The sequence below is a fragment of the bacterium SCSIO 12827 genome (assembly GCA_024397995.1).
Lineage (GTDB): Bacteria > Pseudomonadota > Alphaproteobacteria > Rhodospirillales > Casp-alpha2 > UBA1479.
Map to the genome: position 1 here is coordinate 2,110,518 of CP073746.1, position 24,975 is coordinate 2,135,492.

The following is a 24,975-nucleotide window of genomic DNA, read 5'->3' on the forward strand; positions in this document are numbered from 1 at the left end:
TTTCGCCAAGGCCCGGAATTGGCACGCCTCCTGCTATACAGAGGCGGACGAGGAAGGACGGACGCCGCGCAAAGAACGGCTTCCGACCCGAGAAATCCGTCTCTTCTGATGGGGGGGACAACCCCAAGGGAACCAAACTGATGAAAAAAATCGAAGCCATCATCAAGCCGTTCAAGCTGGATGAGGTGAAAGAGGCCCTCCACGAGGTGGGCCTGCAAGGAATTACGGTGGTCGAGGCCAAGGGCTTCGGGCGCCAGAAGGGGCATACGGAGCTCTACCGCGGTGCTGAATACGTGGTCGATTTCCTGCCCAAGGTGAAGATCGAACTGGTCGTCAACGACGACATGGTCGCCAAGGCCGTCGAAGCCATCCAGCAGACGGCGCAGACCGGTCGCATCGGCGACGGCAAGATCTTCATCATTCCCGTTGAAGAAGCGATCCGCGTGCGCACGGGCGAACGCGGGTCGGAAGCGATCTAGCCGTCCGGTTCCCGCCGGCGGTTCCGCCGGCGCGCCAGGAAGGCCTACACCAAAGCGCGTTCAAAATATCGTCTGGACACTTAGTCAAGAAAAGGAAGCAGGTATGAGCTTGGATATAAAAACACCGGCGGAATTCGTTAAATACGTGACGGACAACGAAATCCCCTTCGTTGATCTTCGCTTCACGGACTCCCGCGGGAAATGGCAGCACCTCACCATGGTGTCGGATTTCGTCACCGAGGCTGAATTCGAAGACGGCATCATGTTCGACGGCTCGTCGATCGCCGGCTGGAAGGCGATCAACGAATCCGACATGGCGCTGATCCCCGACGCGTCCACGGCGGTCATGGACCCGTTCTCGGCCCAGCCCTGCGTGATCCTGTATTGCGACGTTCTCGACCCGGTCACCGGCCAGGGCTACGAGCGCGACCCGCGCTCCATCGCCAAGCGCGGCGAAGCCTATCTGGGCACCACCGGCATCGGCGACACGGCTTATTTCGGCGCCGAGCCGGAATTCTTCGTGTTCGACGACGTGCGCTATGCCGTCGACATGAACAAGTGCTTCTACGAGTTCACGTCTGAAGAAGGCCCCTATGTCTCGGGCACCCTGTTCGACGAAGGCAACCTGGGCCACCGCCCGGGCGTCAAGGGCGGCTACTTCCCCGTGCCGCCGGTTGACTCATGCCACGACCTGCGCGGCGAAATGGTCAGCGTGATGCAGGAAATGGGCCTGACCATGGACAAGCATCACCACGAAGTCGCCGCGTCCCAGCACGAACTGGGCATGGCCTTCTCGACCCTGGTGCGCGCGGCCGACAACGTGCAGATCTACAAGTACTGCACCCAGATGGTCGCCCATACCTACGGCAAGTCGGCGACCTTCATGCCGAAGCCCGTGGCCGGCGACAACGGCACCGGTATGCACACCCACCAGTCCATCTGGAAGGACGGCAAGCCGACCTTCGCGGGCTCGGGCTATGCCGACCTGTCGGAAACCTGCCTGTACTACATCGGCGGCATCATCAAGCATGCGAAGGCCCTCAACGCCTTCACCAACCCGTCGACCAACTCCTACAAGCGCCTGATCCCCGGCTTCGAAGCCCCGGTTCTACTGGCCTACTCGGCCCGCAACCGTTCGGCCTCCTGCCGCATTCCGTATTCGGGCAGCCCCAAGGGCAAGCGTTGCGAAATCCGCTTCCCGGACGCCACGGCCAACCCGTATCTGGCGTTCACGGCCATGATGATGGCCGGCCTCGACGGCATCCAGAACAAGATCCATCCGGGCGACCCGATGGACAAGGACCTCTACGATCTGCCGGCCGAAGAACTGGCGGGCGTTCCCACCGTCTGCGGCTCGCTGCGCGATGCCGTCCAGGCGCTGGACGCCGACCGCGACTTCCTCAAGAAGGGCGACGTCTTCACCGACGACGCCATCAACGGCTACATGGATCTTAAGTGGGAAGAAATCTACAACTTCGAACACACGCCGCATCCGGTTGAATTCATGATGTATTACTCCTCCTAAGACAGACGGCGGGCGGGACCGCGCGGTCCCGCCCTGCCCTGTTTTCGGAAACATCACGACCAATCGGAAGACCGGCGTTCAACCGGTTTTACGCGCCAAACTTGGGGGCTCTGTCGTTTCGGCGGCGGGCCCCCGATTTTCTTGGGGGCTACGCCTCGTGGCCCGGCGGCGGCAGGTCGCGGGGGTCGAGGGCCCGGCCGTGCAGCACCGGCATCAGGTCGAAATAGGGCCGGATGATGGGTGACGCCGATCCTTCGAAATCCGCGAACGGCCCGTCAAAGAACACCACGCCCTCGTGCAGCATGACCGTGCGCGGCTGTAGCCGGCGCAGCAAATCCTTGTCATGGGTGACGATCAGGGTCGTCCGATGCTTGCCCGACCGGGTCGGCGCCACATGCGTGCGCGCGATCAGGTCGTGCATGGTCGACGCCGTGGTCGGGTCCAGGCCCGTGGTCGGCTCGTCGTAGAACAGAACCTCCGGGTCCATGGCAAGGGCGCGTGCCACGGCCAGGCGCTTGGCCATGCCGCCGGACAGCTCGTTCACGTCCGTCGCCATGAAATCGTCGGTGTCGGGAAGATCGACCGCCACTAGGACCTTTTGCGCGACGGCGATGATCTCGGGCTCTTCGAGGCCCCGCACTTCCGACAGCCACAGGCCGATATTGTCCAGCACCGTGCCGGAAAACAGGGCGTTCCTCTGGAATACCACACCCCAATGGGTATGCAGGCGGTCGGTCTCCATCGTATCCAGCGCCGTCAGGTCGATCAAGGGGGCGCCGTCCATGTCGTGGTCGGCGACGAACACGCGCCCTTGATCGGGGTCGAGGCGGCCCAAGATGTGGTTGAGCAGAACCGTCTTGCCGCTGCCCGAGCCGCCGACGATGGCGACGATTTCCCCCCGTTCGATCGACAGGTCGATGCCGGTAAGCACCCGATGCGCGCCGAAGGCCTTGCACAGGCCGTCAATCCTGATTTCCGCCGGCGCGCCGTTCATCAGGCCGGGGCCACGCGGGCCCGTGGCGGGTGGGCCCTCATCCCCGCACCTTGACGGGTTCGTACTCCTCCAGCCGGTCCGTGGCCGGGGCCGGGGTGCGCGACAGGGCGGCGACGGCATCCCACAGGTCCTGGGTCATCTTGACGTCCACGGACTTGAGCGAAGGTTCCAACTGCTTGACGTTGCGCGCACCGACGATGGGGGCCGTGACCGCCGGATTGGCCGCGACCCAGGCAACGGCCAGGGTCACCGGATGGATGCCCTGCTTTTCCGCGAACTCCGTGAACCGGCCGGCGGTTTCCAGCATCCAGTCGTCGGAATAGCGCACGGCGTATTCCTGCTTGTCCTTGACCCGGCCGACCTTGGGCTGCACGCCGGGGCGGTATTTGCCCGACAGCATGCCGCCGCCGACGGGGCTGTAGGTGATGACGCCCATGCCTTCCGCCTGGGCCTGGGGGAAAATTTCCGCCTCGACCGCGCGCTTGACCAGATTGTACATGGGCTGGATCACGTCGAACTTGGTCCAGCCGTTCTTTTCCGAAATGCCCAGGGCTTTGGCGACCTGCCAAGCGGCATAGTTCGACGCCCCGATGTAGAGCACCTTGCCAGCACGGACCAAGTCCTCCAACCCGCGCAGGACTTCTTCCAGCGGCGCCAGTTTCTCGAAGCGGTGCATGAACAAAACGTCCAGACGGTCGGTCTTGAGCCGTTTCAACGAGTCCTCGACCGCCAGGGCGACGTGGCGGCGGTTGCCCCCGCCCGAATTGATGTCGCCCCGAATGTTATTGAAGCATTTGGACGTGATGACCAGGTTGTCCCGCTCGCCCTTCATCAGCTCGCCCAGGATGGTTTCCGCCTTGCCCTTGGTATAGGCGTCTGCGCAATCGAAGAAGTTGACGCCGATGTCGCGTACCTTCTTGTACATGGCCTTGGACGCGGCCTTGTCGGCTTCCGCCCCGAAGGACATGGTACCGAAGCATAGCTGCGACACGCGCACACCCGTGCGACCCAAAGTTCTGTATTCCATGGATGGTTCCTCCCGTCGGCGCTCCCGGCGCGATGCGGGACGCGGTTGTGATTGGTTGTGGCGCAGATTGCCGGGCCGATGCGAAAGACGCAAGGAAAAGGCCGCTTTCTTACCCCTTACTTACCCTTTACCCCACATCATCGGTTGCGCAAAACCGTGTGTAATTCCAATATGATGGATTACATCCTTACAGCACCTCTTTTCCCGGATCGCGGAAAATTATGGAACTCTCGAACCATCTCATCCTGATCGGATCTGCCCTGATCTTGGTCAGCATCATCGCCGGCACCTTGTCGTCGCGGTTCGGGGCTCCCTTGCTGTTGGTGTTCCTGGTGCTCGGCATGCTGGCCGGCGAAGATGGTCCAGGCGGGCTCAAATTCAACGACTACGACACCACCTATCTGGTCGGCAGCATCGCGCTCGCCATGATCCTGTTCGACGGTGGTCTGCGCACCCGGTGGAAGGATTTTCGCAGTGTCAGCGCGCCGGCCGCGGTACTGGCGACTGCCGGGGTGCTGATCACCGCCGCCATCACAGGCGTCGCGGCGCGGTTCCTTCTTGGCGTCGATTGGCTGGAAGGCCTGCTGATCGGATCGATCGTCGCCTCGACGGATGCGGCAGCGGTGTTTCTACTGCTGTCGGCGCGGGCCATGCGCCTGCGCGACCGGCTCAGCTCGATCCTTGAGGCCGAGGCCGGGCTCAACGACCCCATGGCCGTGCTGCTGACGATTACCTGCGTCGGTTTGATCACATCGACGGACCCATCCTTGACCCTTGATACGGCGACCATCGTCGCCGGGCAGTTTTCCCTGCAGATTGTCGGCGGGCTGCTGGCCGGGCTGTTCGGGGGGTATGCCCTGCTGACGGCACTCAACGGCCTGAGCATCGCATCCGGCCTTTATCCGGTGCTGGCCGCATCGGGGGCTTTGCTGCTGTTCGCCGGTGCCCAGGAAATCGGCGCCAGCGGGTTCCTCGCCGTCTACATCGCGGGCCTTGTCGTCGGCAACCGGCGGCACAAGGCGACTCTGCTGATCAACCGCTTCCACGACGGCCTGGCTTGGCTGTGCCAGATCATCATGTTCCTGATCCTGGGCCTGCTGATCACGCCCAGTTCCCTTATCCCGGTCATCCTGCCCGCCGTCGCCATCGCCGCCGCCCTGATGTTCATCGCCCGGCCCGTCGCCGTGGGGTTGTCCCTGGCGGCGTTCCGTTATCCGCCCCGTGAAATCGCCTTCGTGTCCTGGGTCGGGCTGCGCGGCGCCGTGCCCATCTTCCTCGGCACCATTCCCGTAATCGCCGGTGTCGACAACGCGGAAACCTATTTCGGGGTCGTCTATGTCGTCGTCATGGCCTCGCTGATCGTGCAGGGGTGGAGTGTCAACGCCGTCGGTCGGCGCCTGGGCGTGCTGCTCGCTCCCCGCCCGGCACAGCCGCCCCGGGTCGAAATCGACCTTCCCTCGGATCTCGGCAAGGACATGACCGCCTATACCGTCCAGGCGCGCAGCATGGCGCTGCGGCGTGATCTGTCCCGCCTGCCGTTGCCGGAAAACATCGACGTCGTCTCCATCATCCGTGACGGCATCCTCCGGACCCCTGCCGATCTCGAACGCCTGGCCCCGGGGGATGATGTGATCCTGCTTGCGCCACCGGATCAGACGGCGGCGCTCGACCGCTTGTTCGGCGCGCGGCAGCCCGGTCAGAACGACCCCGACGCGGTCGGCGAGTTCTCGTTCGATGCCCAAGCCCCCCTCGGGGCGATCGCCGACGCCTACGACTTCTGGATCCCCAAAAACCGACGCGAGACACCGGTCGGCGATTTCCTGCGCCGCAACCTTTTGCGCATGCCCATCGCCGGGCGTCGCCTGCACTTGGTTTCGGTCGAACTGATCGTCCGGCGCGCGGAGAACGGCCGGATCATCACCGTCGGCATTGAACTGGACCCGGTAGCGGGCCGCTGGCGGCGCCTGTTCGATCTCACGAAGGTCTGGCTGGAAAGCCGCCTCGGCCGGCGCTGAGGGAAATCGGCCCGACAACGGTTCAATCCCGGAGAAAAACCCTTTAACCTCGATTCAGGTATGCAGGTCACCGTCCGGTCGGCAAACCTTTCCGGAACCGAATGCTTAAGGACCGCCCATGGGATCGCACGCGACCCTGCCCTATCTGCGGGAAACGATCATCTTCCTGATCGCTGCCGGCGTTATGGTTCCCCTGTTCCACCGCTTCCGCGTCAGCCCGGTCCTCGGCTATCTGGTCGTCGGCGGGGTCATCGGCCCTTTCGGCCTGGGCCTGCTGGCTGATGATTTTCCGATCCTGTCCGAGGTCGTGATCTCGGACATCGCGGGCGTTCAGGCGCTTGCTGAACTGGGCATCGTGTTTCTTCTGTTCACCATCGGCCTCGAACTGTCGCTCGAACGGCTATGGGCCATGCGCCGGCTGGTGTTCGGCCTGGGCAGCCTGCAGGTCCTGGTGACCAGCACGATCATCGGCCTGATCGCCTTCGAATTCGGCAACTCGGTACGGGCGTCGATCGTGCTCGGCGCCTGCCTTGCCCTGTCGTCGACGGCGATCGTCATGCAGCTTTTGTTGGAGGGCCGCCGGATCGGCACGCCCCTGGGCCGGTCCAGCTTCGCGATCCTTCTGATGCAGGATCTGGCCGTGGTGCCCATCCTGTTCGTGGTCGGCGTGCTCGGCACCAAGGTCGACAGCGGGTTCGGGTGGGATCTCGCCCTGGCGCTGGGCAAGGCGGGGTTGACCATCGTGCTGATCTATATGGGCGGGCGGCTGATCCTGCGCCCGGCCCTGCGTCTGGTCGCGCAGACCCGCAGCCCGGAAATGTTCATGGCGGCGGTCCTGCTTACCGTCATCGGCATCGCCGCAATCACCGGCTATGCCGGCCTGTCCATGGCGCTCGGCGCCTTCCTGGCGGGCCTGTTACTGGCAGAAACGGAATACAGCCACGAAATCGAGGTCGATCTCGAACCCTTCAAGGGCTTGATGCTGGGCCTGTTCTTCATGTCCGTCGGCATGGGCATCGACTGGCGGGTGATCGGCGACGAGCCGATGTGGATTCCCTTGTCCGTCCTCGGCCTGTTTCTTGTGAAGTCGGTCATCACGGCAGGCCTCTGTCTTGCCTTCGGCCTGCCCCGTCATACCTCGCTCGAAGCCGGCCTGCTGTTAGGCCAGGGCGGTGAATTCGCCTTCATCGTCGTCGGCTTGGCCATGAGCCTGTCCCTGCTGCCGGCGGATGTCGGACAGTTCATGCTGATCGTCGCCGGCCTGACCATGCTGGTCACGCCGCTGGTCGCCAAAGCCGCGGAGATGCTTGCCGGCCGTATGGAGCGTGAAGAAACAACCCGCGCCCACCAAGGCAACCTGGCAGCCATCGGGGATATGGAGGGCCATGTCATTTTGGCCGGGTTCGGGCGGTTCGGGCGCACCCTGGCCAATACCCTACAGGCGGAATCCATCGCTTACATCGCGCTCGACACGGACCCCGGGCATGTCGCCCGCGCACGGGCCGAAAACCTGCCTGTATTCTATGGCGACGCCTCGCGCCTTGATCTGCTGAATCGCGCCCATATCGAACGCTGCGCCGCCGTCGTCGTTACCATGGACAACCCCGCGGCAGCGGAACGGATCGTCGGTGAAATCCGCAGCACTTGGCCACTGGTCGCCGTCTATGCGCGGGCACGTGACAAGGCGCATGCGGTCCGCATGATGAATGCCGGCGCAACCCAGGCCGTGCCGGAATCGATTGAGGGCAGCCTGCAACTGGCCGGGCGCGTGCTGTCTGGCCTGGGGGCGACGGAAGAGGTCGTGCGCCGCCGGTTGGAACACCAGCGTTCGATCGAGGAACTGTAACGCCGGAGGCTGGGCGCCCTTAGAACGGAATCCAGGAGTGTTCCTTGGAATAATGCAGGTAGCCGATGCTGGCCCCGGCGCGCAGGCCGACGCCCGTGCGGATCGGCGCCAGGATCACCTTGCCCGACTGCTGGTAGTTGATGCCGACACCGGCGACCACATAAAAGCTGCCGTCAACACCCGGATAGCGTTGAAACAGGGCCTCCGTGTCATCTAGGTTATAGATCAACGTGAACACCTTGGACGCATTACCGCCGAAATCGAAACCAATGGACGGCCCCTGCCAGTAGACTTGGCGGCCTCCGCCGGCCTTGCGTTCCAACATGCCTTCGCCATAGCGCAGACCGACGCCGATGGCGCCGGACGCTTCTTCGCCCAGGATCACCGCGTTGGGCTGTCCCTGTTCGGCAAAGACCTTCTGAATGGCCTCGGCCAAGCCTTTGGTGGTGGCCCCGAAGAAGCCCTTGGCCTTGGCCATGATTTCGTCCTGGCTGTAGGTATCGTCGGCATGGGCGGGTGCGGCGACCGTAACGGTGGCGGCAAGAACGCAAGCGAACAGCGTGGGTATCAGACGCATGGGAATTGTTGCTCCTTGGGTTCGTCCGGAATGCGGCCCGAAAATATCCCCGGGCCGCAGGATATCTTCCCCACTCTAGGGGCGGGAATGCGGCGATCCAATGACAATGGTCACAAATGGCCCCCGCGCGCATCTCCGGATTTATTGCAACGCAATATTTTCAACACACACCGCCCTTCTGTTAATTTTCCCTGCAACATCAGGTCGGAGAAAATAATTTCTTTTATTCCATGTTATTACAATAGAAATGCAATCCTTATTACTCACAGAAATTGCGCGCCATGACGTCAATTCGAGAAATTTTGATGATTGTGCAACGCAACATTTTCAGCTTAAGATTTTCACCATAGACATGCAGACCCCAGCGCCGGGAACCTGCACGCATCGAACGGCGGCACCACGCCGCCCCATGCTTCGGACGTGAACAGGGAGCCTCGACCAACCCGCGTCAGCGCCGGCACATCGGGTCACCAGAGACTTTCTGACGATTGAAAGGATGTGATTCCATGATCGCCAGATTGATCGCCTTTCCGCAGAAAACCGTGGACAGCGACACCGGACGTGCCAACCGGCTTTCGGAAATTCTAAGCCTCTTGAATCGGGTCGCCGCCATCGCCGACGATGCCCGCAAGGACGAGAAAACCGCTTTCGAAGAGGTCTTCGAGCAAGTTTGTTCCTTCACCGGCTGGCCCATCGGCCATCTTTACGTGCGCGATCCGGGCGATCACCTGCGCTACGTGTCACGTGACGTGTGGCGGCTGGAGCCGGACATGGACACCGCCGCCATCGCCGAATTCATGACCCTGAGCAAGAACACGGTGTTCACCCGAGGCACCGGCCTGGTCGGCATCATCGCCGAAACCGGCGAAGCCCGTGCGGTGGAGGATGTGACCGTCCTGCCCCAGTTCCTGCGCGCAGAGGCGGCACAGCGCAACGAAGTGCGCGGGTTCTTCGGCTTTCCCGTGATGCTGGACGGCGCCTGCGTGGCCGTGGCCGAGTTCTACGGCCGCCAGACGGGCCTGCTCGACGACACATCGCTTGAAATCATGACCTATGTATCGTCGCAACTGGCTCGCGTGTTCGAGCGTCAGGCCTTCGAAAAACGCAGGACGGCCCTGATGGACCAGTTTGAAACCAGCGTGCAGAGCGCCGTGGGGCGGCTTGGTGCCGCCTCGGGTGAATTGACGGGTTCGGCCGGCGAACTGGGGCAACGCTGCGGGGCGACCGCCGACGCCTGCGCCAAGGTCGGAGCCGGGATCGCCGACATTTCTGCCGCCGCCGGATCCTTGAAATCCGCCATGGCCGCCCTCGACGACGCCGAACGCAACACGGAAAGCAAGACCTCGGCCGTAATCGGCACGGTCAACCAGTTGGCCGGTGAACTGCGCGATGCCGTGACTCAACTTGAGAGATCCAACCAGGCCGCCCAGGACATCGGCGAGATCACCAGAAACGTCAGCGAAATCGCGGGACAAGTCCGCATGCTGGGCCTCAACGCCACCATCGAGGCGGCACGCGCCGGCGAGATGGGCAAGGGATTCGCCATCGTCGCCAGCGAGATCAAGAACCTGGCGCAGCAGTCCGAAGCCGCCTCCGGATGCATCGCCGAGCAGATCTCCGGCTTGCAGGACACCGTACGCGCCAGCGCCGTCAACATGGCGAGCGTGGCCGGCAAGATGGAGGATCTGGTGCAGACTGTCCATGGCATGGCCCAGGTCCTGAGCGGCCAGAAGCAGGCTACGAGCACCATCGGCCGCCATGTCGCCGACTCTCAGGAGACAGTTGCGGGCATCACCGCAGACGTGGCGCTGATGGACGAGGCCATGGCGGTGTTATCGGAACTGTCCCGGGGACTCGGTCGCTTGGCGGCGGACCTGGAAGGCACCGCCCATGACGTATCCCACTCGGGCGAAGCCTTCATGACCGCTATGCGGGGCTGATTCGCCGCCGTATTGCCCTGCTTAGCGGTCCGGCAGGTTGATCGTCACCGTTGCCTTGCCGTAGCCATGCACCTTGTCATGGGCCCGCACGATCACGTTTTTGATCCCTGAGGGCACCTTCACCCCGTCGGTCGAGCGCGTGAACGGTTGCTCGTCGACATGCGGATGATACAGAACCCGGCGATCCAGCAGAGTCCCGTCCGGCGCCAGAACCTCGAAATTGTCGGCGTAATGGTCCCAGCCCGTGTCGCCGTGGTGAACGGTCGCGGTCACCGTATAGGTGCCGTCACCGTTGGGTGACGCCTCTGCATGAACGACACGGGGCGCATCGGCCTGGGCGGCGCCACCAGCCAGCATCAGCGCCAGCATCAGCGACAGAACCATGACGGCGGTGGGAAACGTTCGGGTCAGATGGGGCATGTCGGAGCTTCCCTTTCAATTTCCTCTGGGAAAACCCCCGGAAGTCTTTGGATTTTAGGTCGGAAAAACGGCGGCAGCCAAGGGCATAACGAAAAAGTGTTGACTAAATGTTCTTGTTATGTTCTTTTCTGGTCACACGATGATTCAACCCTGGGAGTGACCCCGATGACCATTTCGCGCCTTCATGAACTGTTCGCCCTCGCCGTCATGTTCACCGCCGGCTATGCCTGCATGGTGGTCGGCTAAGGCCGTTGCCGCCGCGCCTTCGTCGCCTCAGGGCTTGAGAACCGGACGCTTCTTCCCGTTCTCGTCCAAGGCGACGAAGGTGAAGATTCCTTCCGTCACCCTGACCCGCCGGTCACGCGCCCGCTGACGCAGGGCCCAGGCTTCGATCCGCAGGGCGATTGAGGTATTACCGACGCGCACGACTTCGGCGTAACAGCACAGCACATCTCCGACGTTGACCGGTTTGTGGAAAATGAATCCGTCAACCGCCACGGTGGCGACCCGGCCGCCGGCGTGTTGGGCGGCGACAATGCCTCCGGCGACGTCCATTTGCGCCATCACCCAGCCGCCGAAGATGTCGCCGGACGGATTGGTGTCGGCGGGCATGGCCAGGGTCCGAATGGCCAATTCGCCCCGCGGCTGATCGTCGTGGGAAGCGGCCGAATCGGCGGAATTCTGGGTCGTCATCACGAAATTATCCTGTTTCTGCAATAGGGAATTCAGCACAATATATGGTAATTCATTGCACCCCCCCTACCCCATCGTGGTATAGCTTGGGACAGGCTGAGGCCAGCGCAAGGCCATTCGGCCGGAACACGAAAACTAACGAACAAGCGCCCCACAAGACATGGGGCCGGATAGCCAATGAGCGACCTATTTCAACACGCCCAAGACAAAAAGCAACCGGATAAGGCGCCGCCGAAAGCCGCCATGGCAAAACCCGCCAAGGCTGCCCAGCCCTCGGGCGACGGCGAGTATACCGCCAAGGACATCGAGGTTCTGGAAGGCCTGGAGCCCGTCCGACGCCGCCCCGGCATGTACATCGGCGGCACGGATGAACGCGCCCTGCACCACTTGGCCGCGGAAATCATCGACAACTCCATGGACGAGGCCGTGGCCGGCCATGCGGGCCGCATCGAAGTCGCCCTGGGCGAGGACGGCGCGCTGACTGTGCGCGACAACGGACGCGGTATTCCCATCGACCCGCACCCCAAGTTCAAGGACAAATCGGCGCTTGAGGTCATCATGACCACGCTGCATTCCGGCGGCAAATTCTCGGGCAAGAACTACGAAACCTCGGGCGGCCTGCACGGTGTCGGGCTTTCCGTGGTCAACGCCCTGTCGTCGGAACTGGTCGTCGAGGTCGCCCGCGACAAGAAATTGTGGCGCCAGACCTATTCGCAGGGCAATCCGACCTCGAAGCTGGAGGACGCGGGTACGGTCAACAACCGGCGCGGCACCACGGTGACGTTCTCCCCCGATCCTGAGATCTTCGGCGCGCGCTGCGCCTTCAAGCCGCAGGCGCTGTACCGCATGGCGCGGTCCAAGGCCTATCTGTTCAAGGGCGTCGAAATCCGCTGGTCCTGTGATCCCAAGCTGTTGAAGGCCGACGATCCGACCCCGGCGGAAGCCACCTTCCACTTCCCGGGCGGGCTCGGCGACTACCTGCAGGCGTCCCTGGAGGCCCGCAAATGCCTGACCGATCAGCCCTTCGTCGGCGAGGGTAAGCTGGTCGGCGGCACCGGCCGCGCCGAATGGGCCATCGCCTGGCCGCTGGATGAGGAAGGATTCTGTTCGTCCTACTGCAACACCATTCCGACGGCCCAGGGCGGCACCCATGAAACGGGCCTGAAATCGGCCCTGTCGCGGGGGCTGCGCGCCTATGGCGAGTTGGTCAAGAACAAGGAAGCCGCCAAGGTCCAGGCCGACGATATCACCGGCGGGGCCGCGATCATGCTGTCCGTGTTCATCGGCGATCCGCAGTTCCAGGGACAGACCAAGGACAAGCTGGCGACGGCCGAGGCCCACCGCCTGGTCGAAACCGCGGTGCGCGACCATTTCGACCACTGGCTGTCCGGTCATCCGGCCCAGGCCAACGCCCTTCTGGAGCATGCCATCGAGCGCGCGGAAATGCGCCTCAAGCGCCGCGCCGCCAAGGAGACCAAACGTCAGTCGGCGACCCGCCGCGTGCGCTTGCCGGGCAAACTGTCCGACTGCACGCGCAATACGTCCCAAGGTACGGAAATCTTCCTGGTCGAGGGCGACAGCGCCGGCGGCTCCGCCAAGCAGGCGCGCCTGCGCGAGACCCAGGCCGTGCTGCCCCTGCGCGGCAAGATCCTCAACGTCGCCAGCGCCACCGCCGACAAGATGCGCGCCAATCAGGAACTGTCCGACCTGATGGAAGCCTTGGGCTGCGGCACCGGCGATCAATTCATGGAAGACGACCTGCGCTACGAGAAAGTCATCATCATGACCGACGCCGACGTCGACGGCGCCCATATCGCGTCGCTGCTCATGACCTTCTTCTTCCAGGAAATGCCCAAGCTGGTGGAATCCGGCCACCTCTATCTCGCCCTGCCGCCGCTCTACCGGCTCAGCCAAGGCGGCAAGTCGGCCTATGCCCGCGACGACGCGCATAAGGACGAATTGATGGAGACCGTGTTCAAGGGCCGCGGCAAGGTCGACGTCAGCCGCTTCAAGGGCCTGGGCGAAATGCCGCCGTCCCAGTTGAAGGAAACCACCATGGACCCGACCAAGCGCATTCTGCTGCGCGTGACCCTGCCCACGGGCGACGGGCCCGAGATCAAGACCGAAGCCAAAAAGACGGCGAAACTGGTGGAAAGCCTGATGGGACGGAAACCGGAACTGCGCTTCGCCTATATCCAGGAACACGCCAAGTTCGTGCAGGACATCGACATCTAGTCACCGGCCGGCCTGAGCAACCCGCAAAGCCGCCCCCTGCCGTCGCGGCGGTCGCCGCTCAGTTCAACAGGTCGTCGGAAGGATCAAGGCCTGTCGCCTCGTCCATCCCCAGCATGAGGTTCAGGCATTGCACCGCCTGGCCGGACGCCCCCTTGCCCAGGTTGTCGAGCAGCGCCGTCAGCACTGCCTGGCCCGTGGCTTCGTTGGCGAAGACGAAAAGCTTCAGGTCGTTGGTGCCGTTCAGTCCCTCGGGTTCAAGATGCCCCAACCCAAGCGCCGCGTCATAACCTTCGACGGTGACGAAGCGTCGCCCGGCGTAATGGTCGGCGAGCACCGTATGCAGGTCCTTGGCCGTCGGCGTGCCCGGCAGCGACCACAAGGGCACCGGAATCTGCACGATCATGCCCTGGCGATAACGCGCAACGGAGGGCACGAAGATCGGTGCGTGGTTCAACCCTGAATACTTGTGGATTTCCGGCACGTGCTTGTGCGCCAGGCCGAGCGCATAGACCCGCACAGCGGTGTCGATATGGCCTTCCGCATTCGGGTCTTCGAAAGCTTCGATCAGCTGCCGCCCGCCGCCGGAATAGCCTGACACGGCGTTGATGCTGGCGGCAAAGTCCTTGGGCAGCAGCCCCGCCGACACCAACGGGTGCAGCAGCGACACGGAAGCAACGGCGTAGCAGCCCGTGTTGGCCACGCGCGCCGCACCGGCGACCGTGGCCTCATGGCCCTTGTCGTATTCCGGGAAGCCGTAAGTCCAGCCCTGGGCCGTGCGATGGGCGGTCGAGGCATCGATCACCCGGGTCGAATTGTTTTCAATCAGGGTCACGGATTCCTTGGCCGCCGCATCGGGCAGGCAGAGGATCGCGACGTCCGCCGCGTTCAGCAACTCGGCCCGCGCCGCCGGGTCCTTGCGGCGGTCATCGGCCAGACGCAACAGGTCCACGTCGGCGCGGCGGGACAGGCGCTGGCTGATCTGCAGTCCCGTGGTCCCTACTTCCCCGTCGATGAACACCTTGGCAGTCATGGTCTTGGTCCTTGTGGTTGCTTGGCCTTGTCGCGAAATGATCTTTGCGCCGACAGGGTATAGGCGTAGCCGGCCTCGCGCGCAACAATGCGCATTGATCCTTCGGGCATCACGGGTCTAGAGTTTCCGCCACATCCTGCCGCCCCTCCTTTTCCGAAAGCCCCATTCTCATGCTGCTGCCGACTTCCAAGACCTACACCCATGGCGACTTCAAACTGTCCACGGGCGAAACCCTGCCCGACCTGACCGTCGCCTACGAGACCTGGGGCACGCTCAACGCCGCCGGCGACAACGCCATCCTGGTTTGCCACGGCTACACCAACTTTCCCCACGCCACTGGTGACGCCAGCGGCTGGGCCGTCAACCTGATCGGCCCCGGTAAGGCGGTGGATACGGACAAGTACTTCGTCGTCTGCTCCAACATGCTGGGCTCGGCCTACGGCACTTCGGGCCCGGCCTCCACCAATCCGGCGACAGGCAAGCCCTGGGGGCCCGATTTCCCCGCCTATTCCTGCGCCGACATGGTCGAGGCACAGCGCCTGTTGATCGATCACCTGGGTATCGGGCAGTTAAAGGCCGTCATGGGCTATTCCTACGGCGGGCATCTGACCTTTCGCTGGGGCGCCACCCATCCGGACCGCATGCGGGCCCTCGTCCCCATCGCCGGCGTCATCAAACGCGCCACCAAGCCCGAGCAAGTGCAGGCGATCATCGACCGTTACGCCCAATGCCCGGGATGGAACGGGGGCCATTATTACGGCAACGAGATCGCGGGCGGCGTGTTCGACCGCATGGTCGCCGACCGGATTGAGCGGCTAACCAACTACGGCATCGGCACCCACCTGGCCGACACGGTGGACGACCCGGCGGAACGCGAACGCATCATCCGCGGGCGCGCCGAAACCTGGGCCCGCGAGTTCGACGCCAACTCCCTCTATATCCTCTACCGCGCCGGCATCGGCTCCGACATGACGCCGCTGGCGGGTAACATCAAGGCCCCGCTGTTGAACGTGCTGGCCGATACGGATAGCGTCGTCGACGTGGCCCTGGGCCAGCCGACGGTGGACCTTCTGAAATCAAAGGGCGTGGATACGGAGTTTCATGAGATCAAGACCCGCTACGGCCATGCCGGGCCGATGATCGACGCCGACCTGTGGGCGGACAAGCTGCGGGCGTTCCTCGACCGCACGCCGTAAGTTAAGGTCACCAGACCTTGGGCTTCTGGCCGGCTTTTTCCATTTCCTCGAACTTGTGCTGCAGGAAGCGCTGGAACGGCTGGTCCTTATAGGCCCCGGCCTTCACGTATTCGAACATGGACTGGAAATGGAACGGCTTGAAATAGCCGGGCATGCGCACGACCTCGGTCTCGCCCGCCTTCATTTCCTCGGGCGTCGGCAAGAACACGATGGTCGGCGTGAAGTTGACCCGCCAGCGCCGCGCCAGATCCCGTTCCTCCATGGCCTTGCCGTCCAGGTCCGTGACCTCGCGCGAGCCCCATAGGTTCAATTGCAGAACCATGAAGTTCTGCTTCACGAAGTCCGAGAGTTCGGGCACCGCGAAGTTCACGGTGTGCATTTCGCGGCAATAGGGGCAGCCCTTCTGCTCGAAAATCACGGCGACGCGCTTGCCCTGGGCGGCGGCATCGGCCATGTCCTCGGCCAGGATCAGGAAGGTTTCCGCGAACCAGGGCTGCTTGTGCAGGCCGTCGTCGCCAACCGTGGCGGCACGGGCCGTGCCCGAGATCGCCATTAACACCACCACTGCCGTTAAAAGCCGTCGCATGTCCTGTCCTCCCGTCGTTGGGCGAACCAGTATAGCGCGAAAGCCCGCTGCCTGACAGCGAACACGAAAAAGGCCGCTGCCCAATGGCAGCGGCCCTTCTCGACCAAAATCAAAATCTTGGCTTATCGTTTCGAGAACTGGAAGCTACGACGGGCCTTGCGGCGGCCGAACTTCTTACGCTCGACGGCGCGGCTGTCACGGGTCAGGAACCCGCCCGCCTTCAGCTTGCCGCGCAGGGTCGGCTCGAAATAGGTCAGCGCACGGGAAATGCCGTGGCGCACGGCGCCGGCCTGGCCCGAAAGCCCGCCGCCCTTGACCGTGCACATGACGTCGTACTGGCCCAGGCGCTCGACCGTTTCGAACGGCTGCTTGATCATCATCTGCAGCACGGGGCGCGCGAAATAGAGCGCGGCGTCCCGGCCGTTGACGGTGATCTTGCCCGGTCCCGGCTTGATCCACACGCGGGCGACGGCGTCCTTGCGGCGGCCCGTGGCGTAGGAGCGGCCGTGTTCGTCGATCACCGGCTCCGCAGGGGCCGTGTCTTCGACGTCCGGAGCACCCGTCAGTTCCTTGAGGTCCTCAAGCGTTTTCACATCTTCGGACATGGATTAGGCGCTCCTTTTGTTCTTCGGGTTCATGGATGCAACGTCCAGAACCTGCGGCTGCTGGCCGGCATGGGGATGCTCGGAGCCCGCATAGACATGCAGCTTACGCATCTGTTCGCGGCCCAGCGGGTTGCGCGTAACCATGCGCTCGACGGCCTTGATGACAACGCGCTCGGGATGGGCGCCGCCCAGGATGCCGCCGGCCGTGCGGGTCTTGATGCCGCCCGGATGGCCCGTGTGGTAATGGTACTTCTTGTCCGCCAGCTTGTTGCCGGTCAGACGCACCTTGTCGGCATTGATGACGATGATGTGGTCGCCGCAATCGATATGCGGGGTATACATCGGCTTGTGCTTGCCGCGCAGGCGAGAGGCGATGACCGACGCCAGACGACCGAGGACAAGACCTTCGGCATCGACGACGAACCAACCCTTTTCGACTTCCGTCGGTTTCGCGGAATAGGTTTTCATCGGTTCACGTTCCTTAAAAGCTTTCGCGGCCCGATCCCCAGGCAAAACGCGCACAGGGAGGGCCGAAGGCGGCGGAATATGCCACACAAGAGCGGGAAGTCAAGCGGAAAACTGCAACAATTTCCGTCGCTTACACACGCGGTATTATAATACCTTATTGTTTGGAATCAGCTCTTTGGCGGAATTGAATAGGTCCCGGTCATATGCGCGACGGCGGCATCGAAGCCGTCGGAGTGCACGGTCACTTCCATGACTGCGAGCCGCTTGCCGAGTTTCAGCACTGAAGCCTCGGCGATCAGGTCGGCGGGTTCCGGCCGGTGCAGGAAATTGGCGTTGAAACTGGTGGTGACGGCCAGTTTCACGGGGCCTATGCGGCCCAGCAGGGCCGCGTACATGGCCGCGTCCGCCAAGGCCATCATGGCCGGGCCCGACACGGTGCCGCCGGGGCGCAATTGCCGTTCACCCGCCGGCATGCGCAACACCGCCGTGCCCTCCCCGATGGCGTCGGCGCGCATGCCGACCTCATGGGCGAAGGGAATTTCCTGTTCCAGGATACGGTTGAAATCTTCTGCGGTGATTTCCGGCATGGCGTGGGCTCCGGGCTGAAATGAAGGAAATGCGACCGTAATTTACGTTAACGTAAACGTCAATTGAGGGTCCGGCACGCCGGCCCCGCTTGCCATCCCCGGCCACCGGGCCGTAGAAACAAAGGCGGAGGAAACATCGCCTATGACCGATTCTGCCAACCAAGGCGCCAACGAGGCCCTGCTTCTGCGCGACGACCGCGACGGCGTCGCGACCCTGACTCTCAACCGGCCGGACAAGTTCAACGCGCTCTCGACCGAATTGATGGGTGCGATCCAGGACCAGCTGGACGCCCTGATGGACGACCGGTCGGTCAAGGTCGTGGTCATCGCCGCCAACGGCCGCGCCTTCTGCGCCGGGCATGACCTTCAGGAAATGAAGGCCATGGACGGCCGCGCACCGCTGGAAGCCCTGTTCAAGCAATGCTCGCGCATGATGACGTCACTCACCCGCATTCCGCAGCCGGTGATCGCGCGGGTCCACGGGGTCGCCGCGGCAGCGGGCTGCCAACTGGTCGCGCAATGTGACCTTGCCGTCGCCGCCGAGGGCGTGCGGTTTTCGACCTCGGGCATCAATCTGGGGCTGTTCTGCTCCACCCCCATGGTGGCGGTGACCCGAAATCTGCCGCGTAAACAGGCGCTGGAACTTCTTTTTACCGGTGATTTCATTGATGCCGAAACGGCGCGGCAATACGGCCTGATCAACCGAGTGGTGCCGGCGGATAGGCTCGACCGCGCCACGGACGACCTCGCCCGCACCATCGCCGACAAGTCGCCCCGCGCCATCCAGTTCGGCAAGGAGCTGTTCTACAAGCAGATCGAGGAAGGGCTTGAGGCCGCCTACGACCTTGCCACCGAAACCATTGTTCAGAACATGCTGCATCCGGACGCCCAGGGCGGCGTCGGCGCCTTTCTGGACAAACAGCCCATGCCTGCATGGCAAGACCCGTCGAAGGACCCTAAGGACACACCATGAGCCAGCCCGCCGAAACACCGCCCCCGCCCCTCCATTACGACGACGTCCTGGTCGCGGGCGTGCTGAAGAACGTGCGCACCATCGCCATGGTCGGCGCCTCGCCCAATTGGGTGCGGCCGTCCAACTTCGCCATGAAATACCTGTTGGGCAAGGGCTACACCGTCATCCCCATCAATCCGGGTCATGCGGGCAAGGAGATCTGGGACCAGAAAGTCTTCGCCGAACTGGGCGAGGTGCCCGGCCCCGTCGACATGGTCGACGTGTTCCGCGCGTCCAAGGACGCGGGCGGCATCATCGACCGCGCCATTGAATTAAAGGACGCCAAAGGCATCAAGGTCGTCTGGCTGCAACTGGGTGTGCGCGACGATGCGGCGGCGGTGCGGGCCGAAGCCGCCGGCCTGACCGTCATCATGGACCGCTGCCCCAAGATCGAATACGGGCGGCTGTTCGGCGAACTGGGCTGGTGCGGCGTCAATTCCGGCGTCATTTCCGCCAAGCGGCCGAAGCGCTGATCCGATGGCAGATAAAAAAACCGCCCCGGACGGCCCCTATGAATTCGGGTTCGAGACCCGCTCCATCCACGCCGGTGCCCGCCCCGACGCGGAAACCGGGGCGCGGGTCACGCCGATCCATCAGAACACGTCTTATGTGTTCGAAAGTGCGGAGCACGCGGCCGACCTGTTCAACCTGCAGACCTTCGGCTTCATCTATTCCCGGCTGACCAACCCCACCGTGTCGGTGCTGGAGGAACGCCTCGCCAATCTGGAGGGCGGGCGCGCCGCCGTCTGCGCCGCCTCGGGCCATGCGGCGCAGTTCCTCGCCATGTTCACCCTGCTGGAGCCGGGCGACAGCTTCATCGCGTCGAAGAACCTCTACGGCGGCTCCATCACCCAATTCGGCCATTCGTTCAAGAAACTCGGCTGGACCTGCCATTTCGTCGATCCGACGCCGGAGGAGTTCCAACGCGCCCTCGCCGCGCATCCCGACGCCAAGTGCTTCTTCCTCGAAGCCCTCGCCAATCCGGGCGGGCTCGTCGTCGATCTGGAGCCGATCGCCGAGATCGCCCATGCGGCGGGCATCCCGCTCATCGTCGACAACACGCTGGCGACCCCCTACCTGCTGCGCCCCTTCGACTGGGGGGCCGACATCGTCGTTCATTCGACGACCAAGTTCCTGTCGGGCCATGCCAATTCCATGGGCGGGGCGGTGATCGAATCAGGCAAGTTCGACTGGGCGGCGTCCGGCAAGTTCCCCGGCATGTGCACGCCTGACCCGGCCTATCACGGCCTCACGTTCTACGAGACCTTCGGTGACTTCGGCTTCACCATGAAGGCGCGGACCGTGGCGTTGCGCGACTTCGGCCCCGCCATGGCGCCGATGAACGCCTTCCTGACCATCACGGGGACGGAAACCCTGGCGCTGCGCATGGACCGCCACGTTCAGAACGCCCAGGCCGTGGCGGAATTCCTCGAAGGCCATCCCGCCGTCTCCTGGGTGTCCTACGCCGGCCTGAAATCCAGCCCCTGGCACGCGCTCGCAAAGAAATACCTGCCGAAGGGGGCCGGATCCGTGTTCACCTTCGGGCTCAAGGGCGGTTATGAGGCCGGGATCAAATGCGTGGAAACGGTGGAACTGTTCTCCCACCTTGCCAACGTGGGCGACACGCGGTCGCTGATCATCCACCCTGCCTCGACCACCCACCGGCAGTTGTCGGAAGAGCAGCAGATCGCCGCCGGCGCCGGGCCGGACGTGGTGCGGCTCTCCATCGGCCTGGAAACGGCGGATGATCTGATCCGGGATTTGGATAGGGCGCTGAGCGCCGCCTAGCAGCCCTTAGACGTAGTTGGACACTTCCACCAGATTGCCGTCCGGGTCGCGGAAGTAGATGGAGTTCAACTCGCCCAGGGCGCCCGTGCGCTTGGACGGCTTGACCTCGATCTCGATGCCCAGGCCTTCCAGATGCGCCATGACGTCGGCGATCGGGGTTTCGGTGATCAGGCAGAAGTCCCCCGCCCCGGTCACCGGGTTCACGCCCTTGGGCTCGTAGGGGCTCGGGTACGGGTGCAGGTTGATCTTGTTGCGCCCGAACAGCAGGGCCGTGCGGATGTCGCCGGGCCGGGCTTCAAAGTCTTCCCGCGTCATGCCCAGCGCCTTTCCATAAAACTCGCAGGTCTTGTCCACGTCGGCGACGGTGAGGACGAAATGGTCGATGCGGTCGATCTGGAACGGCGCGGTCATGGGAACTCCCTAACGTTTCTGGTTCTTGACGATGAATGGTTGGATTACTTGCCGCGCACGGCGGCGACGATTTCCTGGGCGACGCGGTCGGCGTCGTCCGGATCAACCTGGCAGGTGCCCACGGCGGCATGGCCGCCGCCGCCGTACTGCAACAGCATCGATCCGACGTTGGCCTTGTTGCCGCGGTCGAGGATCGACTTGCCGACCGCGATCTCGACCCGGCCGCGGTCCGGCAGGTTGGTGAGATGGACCGAGATGTCGCATTCGGGATAGAGCGCATAGACCAGGAAGCGGTTGACCGTATAGAGCGTGTCCTCGCCCCGCAGGTCGACCTTGACCACGTTGTCCGTGACCTCGGCGCAGCGCTTGATCTGCATTTCGGCGAATTCCTCGTTCAGGATGTAGGTGCGCACACGCTCCGCCACGTCGGGGATCTGCAGGATTTCCTCGACCGGGTGATGGCGGCAATAGGTCATCATGTCGATCATCAACTGTTCTTCAGAGATCGCGAAATCGCGCAGGCGCGACAGCCCCGTGCGCCCGTCGAGGATGAAGTTGAGCAGCGTATAGCCGTCGGGGGCGAGGATTTCCTCTTCCGTGAACTGGGCAGCATCGGCCTTGTCCACCGCGTCGATCAGGGCCGGGTCGACCAGGGGAAAGGTGTCCTTGCCGCCGTAATGATCATAGACCACCCGCGCCGCCGAGGGCGCCTTGGGATCGATGATATGGTTTTCCATGGGACCGACGCGTTCCGATTCGGATACGTGATGGTCGAAACACAGATGCACGCCCGGCACGTAAGGCAGGTTGGTGGTGATATCCTCGCGGGAGACCTCGATCTTGCCGTGCTGCATGTCGCGGGGATGGGCGAACATGACCGTGTCGATCATGTCCTGCTCCATGAACAGGGCGCCGCAGACGACGCCGTCGAAATCGGGCCGGGTAATCAGCCGGTAGGATCCGGTGTCCGCGCTCATGCCTGTTTCCTCGCCCGTTTCGGTGCGCGTTTCATTGCCTCGAAGGTACCGCCTAAGTTCAGCACATTGCAATATGAACCGGGGACAGCCCAATCATGCGGATCGGCGTGCCAGCGCCCCCGGTGATGTGCTATAGCAGGCGCCGAGACGCGACGCCGCGCCACAGACGAAGGGACAAAGGCCATGGCCAACCACGACGATCACGATCATCACCATCACGGGCATGTCCACGGCCCCGATTGCGGCCACGACCACAGCCATGACCACGGCGACGATGACCATACGCTCAGCGTGCAAATCGCCAATCAGATCATCAACGTCGCCAACACGCGCCTGGAAAGCGGCCTGCAGCCCGAGGTTATCGCCGAAGGCCTGCGTCACGCGGCGGCCAACTTCTCCGCCTTCGTCGCCCAGCATACGGACCCGGAAGCCATCGCCGAAGGCCATATCACCGAAGAATTTCACCACATGCTGGAATACTACGCCCAGGTCCATGGCAGACAGCATGAACAGCCCAAGCCGGCGGCCGGCCTGCATCAGCTGATCAATCAGGTGAAGGACGAGTTCTAACCGGAAATTCCAGAACTTGCGCTTTGTGAAATTGCACGTCTTATGCAAGAATTTACAATGTGCAGCTTGGTTTCCAGATCGCTTCTGACGCTGACCGCCGCCATTATGCTGGTGTTTTCCTTGGTTGCGGCCACCCCATCACCTGCCCCCGCCTCGGACAAGCCTTTTATCGCGACACAGGGCGTCGACATTCTTCTGTCGTCATTGGAAAAGCACACGGCCTGCCTGCCTTCGTCGTCCAAGGCATCTGACGGCACGCGCACCGTGCAGATTGCCGCCAAAAGCGGCACGCAATCGAGCCAGAACATCCGCACATGCTGCTGTCCAACGGCGGCAGGATACTCCTGCTGCAAACAGATGGCCGTGGCCGCCTGTCCGTCGCAGATACCTGGTTGCCTTTGCCAGTAAGCTCCCTCGTCGCCTAGCCTGCGGGCTCAACCACCTTCCGTGATGATGTAGAAGTGCTCAAGCCACTCGTTCACGTGGTGGATATACGGCACGTGCGTGAGGTACTTGGTATTCGATGGCGCGAACGTCTGAATCCTGCGGATACCGGTCGGTGCCTGCACCGCCAACAGGGTCTCGTGAATGTAGTAGGTCGGATAGCGCTTCCCGTCGACTGTCACTTTCTCCAGCTTCGTCCGGACCTGGAGGTACATCGCCCCCGGTACCTTCTGCATCTTCACGATCTCGAACGGCAGGTGATTTTCCATCGAATGCATGAGGCGGCCGTATAGGACGTTGATCAAAAAGTATCCCAGCCTGTCGCCGTCAAAGAATTTTTTGGCCAGCTGCCCAAGGCTTGCGGCCAGCGCCTCGGTATTGGCCATCACACCGGCAATCCCTTCCAGTGTCGCCTGAACCTGAGGACACGACGCCTGATCTTCCTGCATCGGGGCCGCTGGCCCGACCGTGCTTAGCCTTTCCGCATCTTCGAGCGACATCAGGCTGCGCTCCGGCGACGGCACGTAGTCGACAATGATGTAGGGCCTCAACTGCTTAAGGTACTCATGTCCATCAAGGTCCCAGGTCTCGTCGAACAACCAGACATGCGCCTTTCGGTTGTTCGGGTTACGAAGATAGTAGTCTTCCATCCCCTTGCGGTTCTCGGGGCTCAACGCCTTCTTCGTCTTCAGGCTTTCGGTCTCGAACGGCCACATTTTCTCATATCGAAAGCGCACATGAGACTTCAACGCAAAGAAGGCGCTGTCGTCATAGAGGTCGACCTTCGGCGTCTTCGTAAACTTCAACGGGGCACCATACATGGCTCCGACATTGATGAATTTCTGATTGTCCTGCTCGAACAGCCGCATCTCGTAGCGTTTGCGAACGTTGGCGAGATCCTCGGTAAGCCCCTGTATCTTCGTCTCGTATTTGGTGTTCGTAAGTTCAGCTTCCTTGCCGAACATGGTCGATGTCACCGAATAGGTCGCTGCGACGCAGCCCGTACCAACAAACACGACGGCGTAAATCCAACTATTTTTTAAACGCTCAATATAATTCGAAGGATTCGACACCGCAGGCGCTTGCTCCAGAGGCGGCGTTTGCGGCGCTCCGCCGGCTTCCGGTTCACCCTGCGGCGGCTTTCTCGGGGTCCTTGACATACGATACGGTCCTGATTCATTCAGCGGGCGACGCCGGGAACCGGTCCATAGGGCGTGTAACACACACATTGCGCCCCGACCGGCAGCGCAACGCCGAGCGGGCAAGCGCCCAGACTGGTCAGACAAACACGCGCATACCCACGCTGGACCAATGTGACGCCAGGACGTGTTGGGCTGGTTTTCCGAGCCTCGAACCGCCCCGCGAAATCAATTTGGCCGGCGGTGAAGCTTGCGAGCGTCAGAGACATCGCTTTCGCTTCCGCCTCATCCGCACGCGGTTGCGGGGCCAACGCAATCAGCGACACGATCGTGAACGTGAATAAAAAGGTACGCAAAAGCACACTCTGCCTCCCCTGCAAGGAATCCAGAGTGTACTTTAAATTAGAAAAA

General features: G+C 62.8%; 26 protein-coding genes. 11 read left to right on the forward strand and 15 right to left on the reverse strand.

Translation table 11 applies throughout. From position 1 onward, the window contains the following. Positions 1–140 precede the first annotated feature (140 nt). Entirely contained in the window at positions 141–479 is a 339-nt protein-coding gene (locus tag KFF05_09855; GenBank protein UTW50279.1) for a P-II family nitrogen regulator, read from the forward strand. Between the two features lie 103 nt (positions 480–582). Beyond that, positions 583–2,004, forward strand: coding sequence for a type I glutamate--ammonia ligase (gene glnA / locus KFF05_09860; protein ID UTW50280.1), 1,422 nt, complete (start codon positions 583–585; stop codon positions 2,002–2,004). A gap of 148 nt (positions 2,005–2,152) precedes the next feature. Here glnA and KFF05_09865 read toward each other — a convergent pair whose 3' ends face one another. Beyond that, entirely contained in the window at positions 2,153–2,998 is an 846-nt protein-coding gene (locus tag KFF05_09865; GenBank protein UTW50281.1) for an ATP-binding cassette domain-containing protein, read from the reverse strand. A 37-nt stretch (positions 2,999–3,035) separates the two neighbouring features. Further along, positions 3,036–4,025: an aldo/keto reductase gene (locus KFF05_09870; protein ID UTW50282.1), complete on the reverse strand. Its 990-nt coding sequence runs from the start codon at positions 4,023–4,025 to the stop codon at positions 3,036–3,038. A gap of 221 nt (positions 4,026–4,246) precedes the next feature. Between KFF05_09870 and KFF05_09875 the strand changes: the two genes are divergently transcribed. Both KFF05_09875 and KFF05_09880 read left to right on the forward strand, forming a co-directional pair. Next, positions 4,247–6,040: a potassium/proton antiporter gene (locus KFF05_09875; GenBank protein UTW50283.1), complete on the forward strand. Its 1,794-nt coding sequence runs from the start codon at positions 4,247–4,249 to the stop codon at positions 6,038–6,040. Positions 6,041–6,158: 118 nt separating this feature from the next. Next, complete coding sequence (locus KFF05_09880) at positions 6,159–7,886, forward strand: monovalent cation:proton antiporter-2 (CPA2) family protein (protein ID UTW50284.1); 1,728 nt, start codon at positions 6,159–6,161, stop codon at positions 7,884–7,886. A 19-nt stretch (positions 7,887–7,905) separates the two neighbouring features. Here the strand turns inward: KFF05_09880 and KFF05_09885 are convergent, their stop codons facing one another. Next, positions 7,906–8,463: a DUF1134 domain-containing protein gene (locus tag KFF05_09885; GenBank protein ID UTW50285.1), complete on the reverse strand. Its 558-nt coding sequence runs from the start codon at positions 8,461–8,463 to the stop codon at positions 7,906–7,908. A gap of 506 nt (positions 8,464–8,969) precedes the next feature. On the opposite strand from KFF05_09885, the gene KFF05_09890 reads away from it, so the two are divergent. Further along, entirely contained in the window at positions 8,970–10,403 is a 1,434-nt protein-coding gene (locus KFF05_09890; GenBank protein UTW50286.1) for a GAF domain-containing protein, read from the forward strand. A 21-nt stretch (positions 10,404–10,424) separates the two neighbouring features. On the opposite strand, the gene KFF05_09895 is transcribed toward KFF05_09890, so the two are convergent. Together KFF05_09895 and KFF05_09900 are read right to left on the reverse strand one after the other, a co-directional pair. After that, on the reverse strand, positions 10,425–10,787 hold the full coding sequence (locus tag KFF05_09895) for a hypothetical protein (GenBank protein ID UTW53665.1): 363 nt from the start codon (positions 10,785–10,787) through the stop codon (positions 10,425–10,427). Between the two features lie 309 nt (positions 10,788–11,096). Further along, positions 11,097–11,516: an acyl-CoA thioesterase gene (locus tag KFF05_09900; GenBank protein ID UTW50287.1), complete on the reverse strand. Its 420-nt coding sequence runs from the start codon at positions 11,514–11,516 to the stop codon at positions 11,097–11,099. A gap of 243 nt (positions 11,517–11,759) precedes the next feature. On the opposite strand from KFF05_09900, the gene parE reads away from it, so the two are divergent. Further along, positions 11,760–13,751 carry a DNA topoisomerase IV subunit B gene (gene parE / locus KFF05_09905; protein UTW50288.1) on the forward strand — a complete coding sequence of 664 codons (1,992 nt, stop codon included), beginning with the start codon at positions 11,760–11,762 and terminating at the stop codon, positions 13,749–13,751. Between the two features lie 58 nt (positions 13,752–13,809). Here parE and argC read toward each other — a convergent pair whose 3' ends face one another. Further along, positions 13,810–14,781 (reverse strand): N-acetyl-gamma-glutamyl-phosphate reductase, encoded by a 972-nt coding sequence (gene argC, locus KFF05_09910; GenBank protein ID UTW50289.1) that lies wholly within the window; start codon positions 14,779–14,781, stop codon positions 13,810–13,812. Between the two features lie 170 nt (positions 14,782–14,951). Here argC and KFF05_09915 point away from each other — a divergent pair, with 170 nt between their 5' ends. Continuing rightward, positions 14,952–15,977 carry an alpha/beta fold hydrolase gene (locus KFF05_09915; GenBank protein UTW50290.1) on the forward strand — a complete coding sequence of 342 codons (1,026 nt, stop codon included), beginning with the start codon at positions 14,952–14,954 and terminating at the stop codon, positions 15,975–15,977. 7 nt (positions 15,978–15,984) lie between these two features. Here the strand turns inward: KFF05_09915 and KFF05_09920 are convergent, their stop codons facing one another. From KFF05_09920 to KFF05_09935, 4 genes are all read right to left on the reverse strand, one after another. Continuing rightward, a complete protein-coding gene (locus tag KFF05_09920; GenBank protein ID UTW50291.1) occupies positions 15,985–16,563 on the reverse strand; it encodes a thioredoxin family protein in 579 nt (192 codons plus the stop codon). A 122-nt stretch (positions 16,564–16,685) separates the two neighbouring features. Next, positions 16,686–17,168, reverse strand: coding sequence for a 30S ribosomal protein S9 (gene rpsI / locus KFF05_09925; GenBank protein ID UTW50292.1), 483 nt, complete (start codon positions 17,166–17,168; stop codon positions 16,686–16,688). Between the two features lie 3 nt (positions 17,169–17,171). Next, positions 17,172–17,636, reverse strand: a complete 465-nt coding sequence (rplM, locus tag KFF05_09930) for a 50S ribosomal protein L13 (GenBank protein ID UTW50293.1) — start codon at positions 17,634–17,636, stop codon at positions 17,172–17,174. A 167-nt stretch (positions 17,637–17,803) separates the two neighbouring features. After that, a complete protein-coding gene (locus tag KFF05_09935; protein ID UTW50294.1) occupies positions 17,804–18,223 on the reverse strand; it encodes a PaaI family thioesterase in 420 nt (139 codons plus the stop codon). A gap of 142 nt (positions 18,224–18,365) precedes the next feature. On the opposite strand from KFF05_09935, the gene KFF05_09940 reads away from it, so the two are divergent. Genes KFF05_09940 through KFF05_09950 form a run of 3 tightly spaced genes read left to right on the forward strand, consistent with a single transcriptional unit; the run spans position 18,366 to position 21,023 of the window. Beyond that, positions 18,366–19,196 (forward strand): enoyl-CoA hydratase, encoded by an 831-nt coding sequence (locus KFF05_09940; GenBank protein ID UTW50295.1) that lies wholly within the window; start codon positions 18,366–18,368, stop codon positions 19,194–19,196. Further along, on the forward strand, positions 19,193–19,708 hold the full coding sequence (locus KFF05_09945; protein ID UTW50296.1) for a CoA-binding protein: 516 nt from the start codon (positions 19,193–19,195) through the stop codon (positions 19,706–19,708). Before KFF05_09940 ends, KFF05_09945 begins: the two co-directional genes overlap by 4 nt. 4 nt (positions 19,709–19,712) lie before the next feature. After that, positions 19,713–21,023 carry an O-acetylhomoserine aminocarboxypropyltransferase gene (locus tag KFF05_09950; protein ID UTW50297.1) on the forward strand — a complete coding sequence of 437 codons (1,311 nt, stop codon included), beginning with the start codon at positions 19,713–19,715 and terminating at the stop codon, positions 21,021–21,023. A gap of 6 nt (positions 21,024–21,029) precedes the next feature. On the opposite strand, the gene KFF05_09955 is transcribed toward KFF05_09950, so the two are convergent. Then, positions 21,030–21,434: a VOC family protein gene (locus KFF05_09955; protein UTW50298.1), complete on the reverse strand. Its 405-nt coding sequence runs from the start codon at positions 21,432–21,434 to the stop codon at positions 21,030–21,032. A gap of 44 nt (positions 21,435–21,478) precedes the next feature. Further along, entirely contained in the window at positions 21,479–22,411 is a 933-nt protein-coding gene (locus KFF05_09960; protein ID UTW50299.1) for an exopolyphosphatase, read from the reverse strand. A gap of 183 nt (positions 22,412–22,594) precedes the next feature. Between KFF05_09960 and KFF05_09965 the strand changes: the two genes are divergently transcribed. Then, a complete protein-coding gene (locus tag KFF05_09965) occupies positions 22,595–22,981 on the forward strand; it encodes a DUF3144 domain-containing protein (protein UTW50300.1) in 387 nt (128 codons plus the stop codon). On the opposite strand, the gene KFF05_09970 is transcribed toward KFF05_09965, so the two are convergent. The 3 genes from KFF05_09970 to KFF05_09980 all read right to left on the reverse strand — a co-directional run bounded on the left by KFF05_09970 (position 22,978) and on the right by KFF05_09980 (position 24,926). Then, positions 22,978–23,289 (reverse strand): hypothetical protein, encoded by a 312-nt coding sequence (locus KFF05_09970; protein UTW50301.1) that lies wholly within the window; start codon positions 23,287–23,289, stop codon positions 22,978–22,980. The two genes, KFF05_09965 and KFF05_09970, sit on opposite strands and share 4 nt — an antisense overlap. A gap of 126 nt (positions 23,290–23,415) precedes the next feature. Further along, entirely contained in the window at positions 23,416–24,585 is a 1,170-nt protein-coding gene (locus KFF05_09975) for a hypothetical protein (protein UTW50302.1), read from the reverse strand. Between the two features lie 20 nt (positions 24,586–24,605). Then, positions 24,606–24,926 (reverse strand): hypothetical protein, encoded by a 321-nt coding sequence (locus KFF05_09980; GenBank protein ID UTW50303.1) that lies wholly within the window; start codon positions 24,924–24,926, stop codon positions 24,606–24,608. Between the last annotated feature and the right edge of the window lie 49 nt (positions 24,927–24,975).

Coding starts and splice junctions, on each gene's coding strand:
- KFF05_09855 (UTW50279.1), top strand. CDS start 141: ATGAAAAAAATCGAAGCCATCATCAAGCCGTTCAAGCTGGATGAGGTG.
- glnA (UTW50280.1), top strand. CDS start 583: ATGAGCTTGGATATAAAAACACCGGCGGAATTCGTTAAATACGTGACG.
- KFF05_09865 (UTW50281.1), bottom strand. CDS start 2,998: ATGAACGGCGCGCCGGCGGAAATCAGGATTGACGGCCTGTGCAAGGCC.
- KFF05_09870 (UTW50282.1), bottom strand. CDS start 4,025: ATGGAATACAGAACTTTGGGTCGCACGGGTGTGCGCGTGTCGCAGCTA.
- KFF05_09875 (UTW50283.1), top strand. CDS start 4,247: ATGGAACTCTCGAACCATCTCATCCTGATCGGATCTGCCCTGATCTTG.
- KFF05_09880 (UTW50284.1), top strand. CDS start 6,159: ATGGGATCGCACGCGACCCTGCCCTATCTGCGGGAAACGATCATCTTC.
- KFF05_09885 (UTW50285.1), bottom strand. CDS start 8,463: ATGCGTCTGATACCCACGCTGTTCGCTTGCGTTCTTGCCGCCACCGTT.
- KFF05_09890 (UTW50286.1), top strand. CDS start 8,970: ATGATCGCCAGATTGATCGCCTTTCCGCAGAAAACCGTGGACAGCGAC.
- KFF05_09895 (UTW53665.1), bottom strand. CDS start 10,787: ATGGTTCTGTCGCTGATGCTGGCGCTGATGCTGGCTGGTGGCGCCGCC.
- KFF05_09900 (UTW50287.1), bottom strand. CDS start 11,516: ATGACGACCCAGAATTCCGCCGATTCGGCCGCTTCCCACGACGATCAG.
- parE (UTW50288.1), top strand. CDS start 11,760: ATGGCAAAACCCGCCAAGGCTGCCCAGCCCTCGGGCGACGGCGAGTAT.
- argC (UTW50289.1), bottom strand. CDS start 14,781: ATGACTGCCAAGGTGTTCATCGACGGGGAAGTAGGGACCACGGGACTG.
- KFF05_09915 (UTW50290.1), top strand. CDS start 14,952: ATGCTGCTGCCGACTTCCAAGACCTACACCCATGGCGACTTCAAACTG.
- KFF05_09920 (UTW50291.1), bottom strand. CDS start 16,563: ATGCGACGGCTTTTAACGGCAGTGGTGGTGTTAATGGCGATCTCGGGC.
- rpsI (UTW50292.1), bottom strand. CDS start 17,168: ATGTCCGAAGATGTGAAAACGCTTGAGGACCTCAAGGAACTGACGGGT.
- rplM (UTW50293.1), bottom strand. CDS start 17,636: ATGAAAACCTATTCCGCGAAACCGACGGAAGTCGAAAAGGGTTGGTTC.
- KFF05_09935 (UTW50294.1), bottom strand. CDS start 18,223: ATGCCGGAAATCACCGCAGAAGATTTCAACCGTATCCTGGAACAGGAA.
- KFF05_09940 (UTW50295.1), top strand. CDS start 18,366: ATGACCGATTCTGCCAACCAAGGCGCCAACGAGGCCCTGCTTCTGCGC.
- KFF05_09945 (UTW50296.1), top strand. CDS start 19,193: ATGAGCCAGCCCGCCGAAACACCGCCCCCGCCCCTCCATTACGACGAC.
- KFF05_09950 (UTW50297.1), top strand. CDS start 19,713: ATGGCAGATAAAAAAACCGCCCCGGACGGCCCCTATGAATTCGGGTTC.
- KFF05_09955 (UTW50298.1), bottom strand. CDS start 21,434: ATGACCGCGCCGTTCCAGATCGACCGCATCGACCATTTCGTCCTCACC.
- KFF05_09960 (UTW50299.1), bottom strand. CDS start 22,411: ATGAGCGCGGACACCGGATCCTACCGGCTGATTACCCGGCCCGATTTC.
- KFF05_09965 (UTW50300.1), top strand. CDS start 22,595: ATGGCCAACCACGACGATCACGATCATCACCATCACGGGCATGTCCAC.
- KFF05_09970 (UTW50301.1), bottom strand. CDS start 23,289: ATGTTCTGGCTCGATTGCGTGCCGCTTTTGGCGGCAATCTGCACGGTG.
- KFF05_09975 (UTW50302.1), bottom strand. CDS start 24,585: ATGTCAAGGACCCCGAGAAAGCCGCCGCAGGGTGAACCGGAAGCCGGC.